This is a genomic window from Marinospirillum sp. (assembly GCF_014859565.1).
Map to the genome: position 1 here is coordinate 1 of NZ_JACUUA010000202.1, position 5,650 is coordinate 5,650.

7 protein-coding genes are annotated in these 5,650 nt (G+C 51.7%); 1 reads left to right on the plus strand and 6 read right to left on the minus strand.

From position 1 onward, the window contains the following. Positions 1 to 126: 126 nt before the first annotated feature. Both IBX50_RS16385 and IBX50_RS16390 read right to left on the minus strand, forming a co-directional pair. Positions 127 to 579, minus strand: coding sequence for a YiiD C-terminal domain-containing protein (locus IBX50_RS16385; RefSeq protein ID WP_292257371.1), 453 nt, complete (start codon positions 577 to 579; stop codon positions 127 to 129). Further along, entirely contained in the window at positions 579 to 1,136 is a 558-nt protein-coding gene (locus IBX50_RS16390) for a nitroreductase family protein (RefSeq protein ID WP_292257372.1), read from the minus strand. The genes IBX50_RS16385 and IBX50_RS16390 overlap by 1 nt, the downstream gene beginning before the upstream one ends. A gap of 113 nt (positions 1,137 to 1,249) precedes the next feature. Here IBX50_RS16390 and IBX50_RS16395 point away from each other — a divergent pair, with 113 nt between their 5' ends. Beyond that, positions 1,250 to 1,939 (plus strand): hypothetical protein, encoded by a 690-nt coding sequence (locus IBX50_RS16395; RefSeq protein ID WP_292257373.1) that lies wholly within the window; start codon positions 1,250 to 1,252, stop codon positions 1,937 to 1,939. Positions 1,940 to 1,953: 14 nt separating this feature from the next. Here IBX50_RS16395 and IBX50_RS16400 read toward each other — a convergent pair whose 3' ends face one another. From IBX50_RS16400 to IBX50_RS16415, 4 genes are all read right to left on the minus strand, one after another. Beyond that, on the minus strand, positions 1,954 to 2,730 hold the full coding sequence (locus IBX50_RS16400; protein WP_292257374.1) for an ABC transporter permease: 777 nt from the start codon (positions 2,728 to 2,730) through the stop codon (positions 1,954 to 1,956). Then, positions 2,730 to 3,695, minus strand: coding sequence for an ABC transporter ATP-binding protein (locus IBX50_RS16405; RefSeq protein WP_292257377.1), 966 nt, complete (start codon positions 3,693 to 3,695; stop codon positions 2,730 to 2,732). The genes IBX50_RS16400 and IBX50_RS16405 overlap by 1 nt, the downstream gene beginning before the upstream one ends. Positions 3,696 to 3,761: 66 nt before the next feature. Further along, positions 3,762 to 4,649: an EamA family transporter RarD gene (rarD, locus tag IBX50_RS16410; protein WP_292257375.1), complete on the minus strand. Its 888-nt coding sequence runs from the start codon at positions 4,647 to 4,649 to the stop codon at positions 3,762 to 3,764. Beyond that, complete coding sequence (locus tag IBX50_RS16415) at positions 4,650 to 5,594, minus strand: 2-dehydropantoate 2-reductase (protein ID WP_292257376.1); 945 nt, start codon at positions 5,592 to 5,594, stop codon at positions 4,650 to 4,652. Positions 5,595 to 5,650 lie beyond the last annotated feature (56 nt).

Consider the following 5,650-nt stretch of genomic DNA (forward strand, 5'->3'; position numbering starts at 1 on the left):
TTTCCAGGCGTGCGCCTTCGACCACTCGGCCACCTCTCCGTTACTTGTTTTCAGATTGCTCTGTCCCTTAACAAGTGGCGCGTATAATACTGATACCTTTCACAAAAGGCAACCCCAAACCGGGAATTAACCGGTATGACCCAGCGCAACATAGGTGCCGGTGTAGGTAAAGGCAGTTTGTTGCTGCACAGCCTGAATATCCAACTGTAATCGGGCACGACCTTTTCTGGCAAAATCCTGCAGAAACTGCTGCCAGCCACCGGATTGCTGGCAGCGGCAATGCATTTCAAAATCCCCGGTAATCGGTGCCAGAAACGCATTGGAGGATTCCTTGACCACCACCGGGCAGCGCTTTGCATGTTCATCCAGCAGCAGGGTGACGTAACACCAGCCCAGCAGGGTTGCCAGTCCGGCCACACCACCACCAAAACCTGTACCTTTGTCATTCACCAAAGGAGCAAGCTCCAGCTTGAACACCAGCACCTCATCACGCCACTCCAGCTTCCTGATACCCATATGTTCCGTCAGGGGTATCGCCTGTTGCAGCCAGGGCAAGAACTCATCAGCAATCGGTTGCATTACACCCAGCGCTCCACAAAGTCATCCAGTGCAAGATCCGGTAGGGGTTTACGTCGCCCGGCAGGTGTACCCAGATAAATAAAACCCACCAGCTCATCACTTTCCGCCAGTTTTAGTGCCGCACGCACATGCTGATCAAAACAGACCCAGCCGGAACGCCAGATGCCAGCAAAACCTTCAGCCTCGGCAGCCAGCAGCAGTGCATGGGCAGCACAGCCTGCTGATAACAACTGCTCAGAGGCGGGCACCTTGGGGTGCTGCTGAATTTTTGCCACCACAGCAATGATCATTGGTGCCCGTTGTGCCATCATACGCAGCTTGTTCAGCTCTTCCACATCCGTGCTCGCATCACGTTGCTGCCGGGCTTCGGCATATATCTCACCCAGAGCGGCAAGGCCGGTGCCGGAAAACTCGATAAAACGCCAGGGTTTGAGTCCAGCATGATCCGGTGCTCTGAGTGCTGCACGGTACATACGCTCCAGTGGCTGTCCCTGTGGATAGGGTTCAGTCAGCCGGGGATGGGAATTTCGATTCAACAATAATTCGATTGCTTGCATGAATTAACTCCGGTGTTGCAATTTTTAATGCCGGTTCGGTTGCTACCAGCGCTGCAGCAGCTTAATCTTTACAGATTATTCACCAAGACCAACACCCTTGAGGAAAGCTTACCATGGTGTTATCACCCCTGGCAGTTGTATTGCTGGCTCAGTTAGGTGTCCTGCTGTTCGGGATCATCTTTTTTCAGAAGCTGCAAAAACGCCGCCTCATCAAGGAAATGGATGCACTGAAGTCATCCGGCACACACCATCAAGCACCAAAGCTATCGGCTTCTGATGATGGATTTGATCGACCCCAGGCTGAATTGTTATTAAACCGTCTTTATCAGAGCTCTCTGGACATCACCTCCGAAGCTCCGGCTGCCAGAGATGAATGCCGCAACCAGCAGCAGCTGTTACATGCACTGGCTGAGTGTCTGGATATTGAAATGAACCAGCCAGCAAGTAAGACTGCACCGTCTGCGGAAGCACCGGTAGCGGCAGCAGCAGCGACTGCAACGGCTGCCACTGCGACTGAAAGACCCGAGGCACCGGTGATTGAACCTTATGAAGAAAGCGAAATTCTTTCTCAGGAAGAACTGGATCAGGCGCTGGGTGAAACCGACGGACTGGAAGAGTTTAATCTGGATGATTTTGAAGAGCTGGAAACCAGCGACAACGCGGATCAGGAAGATGACATCCCGTTACCCGGTGAAGAGCCGGAGCTGCCGGAAGACACCCTGCAGGCCACACTGGATAATCTGGATGACTTTGATTTCAGCGACCTTGAGGAAGAACTCCTCAAGGACGATGACAAGAAATAACCACAAACGGGGTATTACTGACGTATGCCCCGTCCCCGCTCCAGCAGCCACAAGGCTAGTGCAAAAAACACCACAATAAACAGGCAAATGGTGCCCAGCGCTGCCCAGTGGTTAATATCTGAAACACCCAGAATGCCGTAACGGAAGGTATTCACCATATACAGCACCGGATTAAACAGCGACACACCCTGCCAGAATTCCGGCAACAGCTGAATGGAATAAAACACCCCGCCCAGATAAGTCAGTGGTGTCAGCACAAAAGTCGGGATGATGGCAATATCATCAAACTTGCGAGCAAACAGCGCATTGATAAACCCACCGATGGCAAACAGCACTGCCGTCAGAAAAACAACCGTGATGGTCACAAACAGGTTGTGAACCGTCAGCTCGGTAAAAAACAGCGCCAGTATTGTCACAATCAGGCCGACCAGCAGCCCACGAGTGACACCCCCCAGCACATAACCGGATAAAATCACCCAGCCCGGCACCGGTGCCACCAGTATTTCTTCCACCGATTTCTGAAACTTGCTGCTGAAGAAAGATGACGTGACATTGGCATAACTGTTGGTGATTACGGACATCATGATCAAACCCGGCATGATGAACTGCATGTAGTTAAAGCCACCCATGTCACCGATACGGCTGCCAATCAGGTTGCCGAAAATTACAAAATACAGCGCCATAGTGATGGCGGGTGGCAACAGGGTCTGTGCCCAGATGCGGGTGAAACGCCGTACTTCCTTGATCAGAATGGTATTAAAAGCAACCCAGTAAATACGAACAGGACTCATCAGACACTCACTTCTTCAGGTTTTTTATCGGCTTTAAAATCACTGGCGGCGGTTTTTTCCACCAGAGAGACAAACAACTCCTCCAGCCGGTTAGCCTTGTTGCGCAGGCTCAGCACTTCAATGTCCTGCTGCAGCAAAGCAGCAAAGACCTGGCTGATGTTCTGTCCTTTTTTGACTTCCACTTCCAGCGTGGTGGCATCTCTTAAACGGGTGACAAAGTTCGGCAAGCTAGGAGTTTCTTCCAGAGGTCGCACCATATCTAGCACAAAGGTTTCACTGTTCAGCTCACCCAGCAGTGACTTCATACTGGTGTTTTTGACAATTTCACCCTGATCAATAATGGCAATGTTACGGCAGAGGTTTTCAGCTTCTTCCAGATAATGCGTGGTCAGAATGATGGTGGTGCCCTGCCGGTTGATCTCCTGCATAAAACTCCACATCGACCGACGCAGTTCAATATCCACACCCGCCGTTGGCTCATCCAGAATCAGCAGTCTGGGGTTATGCACCAGTGCACGGGCGATCATCAGGCGACGTTTCATACCACCAGAAAGCATCCGCGCCTGCTGGTGCCGCTTATCCCACAAACCCAGGTCACGCAGCAATTGTTCTGTCCTGGGTCGTGCCTGCTTTTCAGTCAATCCCTGATAACCGGCTGAGGTGAGCACGATATCTTCAACCTTCTCAAACACACTGAAGTTGAATTCCTGCGGCACCACACCAATCATCTGTTTGGCTCTGGCAAAGTCCTCATCAATATCCACCCCAAAGATGCTGACCTTACCGGCAGATTTACGCACCAGTGAACAGACAATGCCCAGCGTGGTGGACTTGCCAGCACCGTTCGGACCCAGCAGGGCAAAAAAGTCACCCTCCTTCACATCCAGGCTGATGCCTTTTAGAGCCACATGGCCGTTGTCATAGGTTTTTTGAAGGTTTTGTATCGAAAGTGCTTTCATATTCAGGTATTTCTCCCATAAGTCGGCAGATTTTAACAGAAATGCAGCCACCGACCGGATGTTTCAACCCTATCAAGGGTTGGAGACTGCTTTTATTTTGCGACGTGATTGCCACAGTCCCCACATAAACAGCAGCATGGCTGCCCAGATCAGGGCAAAGGTAATCAGGCGCTGTGGCGGATAATCTTCATTCAGGATCACCACCGCCGAAATAAACTGCATGGTTGGATTGATGTACATGATAAAACCGACCACCGATAAATCCAGTCGTCGGGCGGCAGCGGCAAACAGCAACAGTGGTGCGGCTGTAACGATGCCCGAAGCCACCAGTAAAGCACTTAACTCCAGCGAGCTGCCAAACGCCATGTCCATCTGTCCATGCAGCTGTATCCAGACAAGCCAGCCGATTGCCAGTGGCAACATCCACAGGGTTTCAGCCGTTAAACCATTAATACCATCCACCGGATGTTGTTTGCGTACCAGACCATAAAAGCCGAAAGTCAGCGCCAGCGACAAAGGAATCCACGGCAAACTGCCCAGACTGTACAACTCCCAGCCAACTGCCAGTGCCGCCAGCCAACCCGCAGCAGCCTGCCAGAAGTGCAGGCGTTCTTTCATCAGAATCCGTGCCAGCACCAGGCTGACTAGTGGGGTTAAAAAATAGCCCAGACTGGCTTCCATCACCCGTTTTTGACCAACAGACCAGATAAAAATCAACCAGTTGGAGGCAATCAACAAGGATGACAAAGCCAGCCAACCCAGTGCAGCCGGTTGTCGGAACAACACCAGCAGACTGGCACCTCGCCTTAATACCAGTGTCACCAGCAGGGTTGCCAGCAACGACCAGATTACCCGATGCACCAGCACTTCGCTGGCCGCCACCGAATTGAGCAGGCTGAAAAACAGCGGGAAACAACCCCAGATCACATAGGCTGCAATAGCCAGCCATAAACCCTGCATTCAGTGAGTCTCGTGTTGCTGGTTTAACAGGCCGTACACCAGCCCGGTCATGGGGGTTGGCACCTGCAGTTTTTTTCCGCGTTTTAACAGGGTGCCACTGATCCCTTCCAGCTCCAGCGGTCGACCCTTTTCCAGATCGACCAGCATGGAGGTTTTGATGCCATCAAACGTACAGATCAATCCATACATTTCCGCCACATCCTGCTCACCAATGGGCAACCCTTCTGCAGCGGCAATGGCTGCCACTTCCTGCATCAACTGCTGCACCACCGGCCCATAAAGTTCATGGTTACTCAGTGTCTGGGTATCCAGATGAGTCAGCGCTGAAAGTGGATTCACGGCATTGTTCAGCATCAGTTTACGCCACAACTCAACAGCAATGTTTTCACTGATGCGGGATGGAATGCCAGCTTCAATAAAAGCGACATCAATTTGTTGCAGGGTTTCAGGGTTCATTTCACCCTGATCCCTATTCGGCCAAGCTCCAAAAATGATCTGTGCTGGCCCGCTGGCAGTAATCACACCGGGCGCTTCGATATGCCCGCCAATACGCAAAGCAATACCGCCGAGGGTTCTGGCACGTCCTATCACTGCTTCCAGCTCCGGTTCATTATCCACACCGTTCTGCAGGGATAACACCGGAGTCTGACCGGCTGCCAACCAGCTGTTGCATTCTTCCAGCCAGGGTTGTGTCGCCTGGGATTTAAAACACACCAGCAGCAGATCAAAATCACTGATGCAATACTGCTGCATCAACTGGCTAGCATCCAGTGCAGTCACGGCAGCAGCAAAGTGGAAATTTTCATGCTCCACCTGTAAACCCTGCTGCTGTAAAGCCAACAGATGTTCACCTCGCGCCACATACACCACTGCATGCCCTGCCTGCTGCAATCGAGCACCATAATAACAACCTATACCACCGGCACCCCAGATCAGAAAACGCATCAGGTTATCTCCAACAAGAATGGAATCATGGGTCTATTCTAACCCTTGAATTGTTT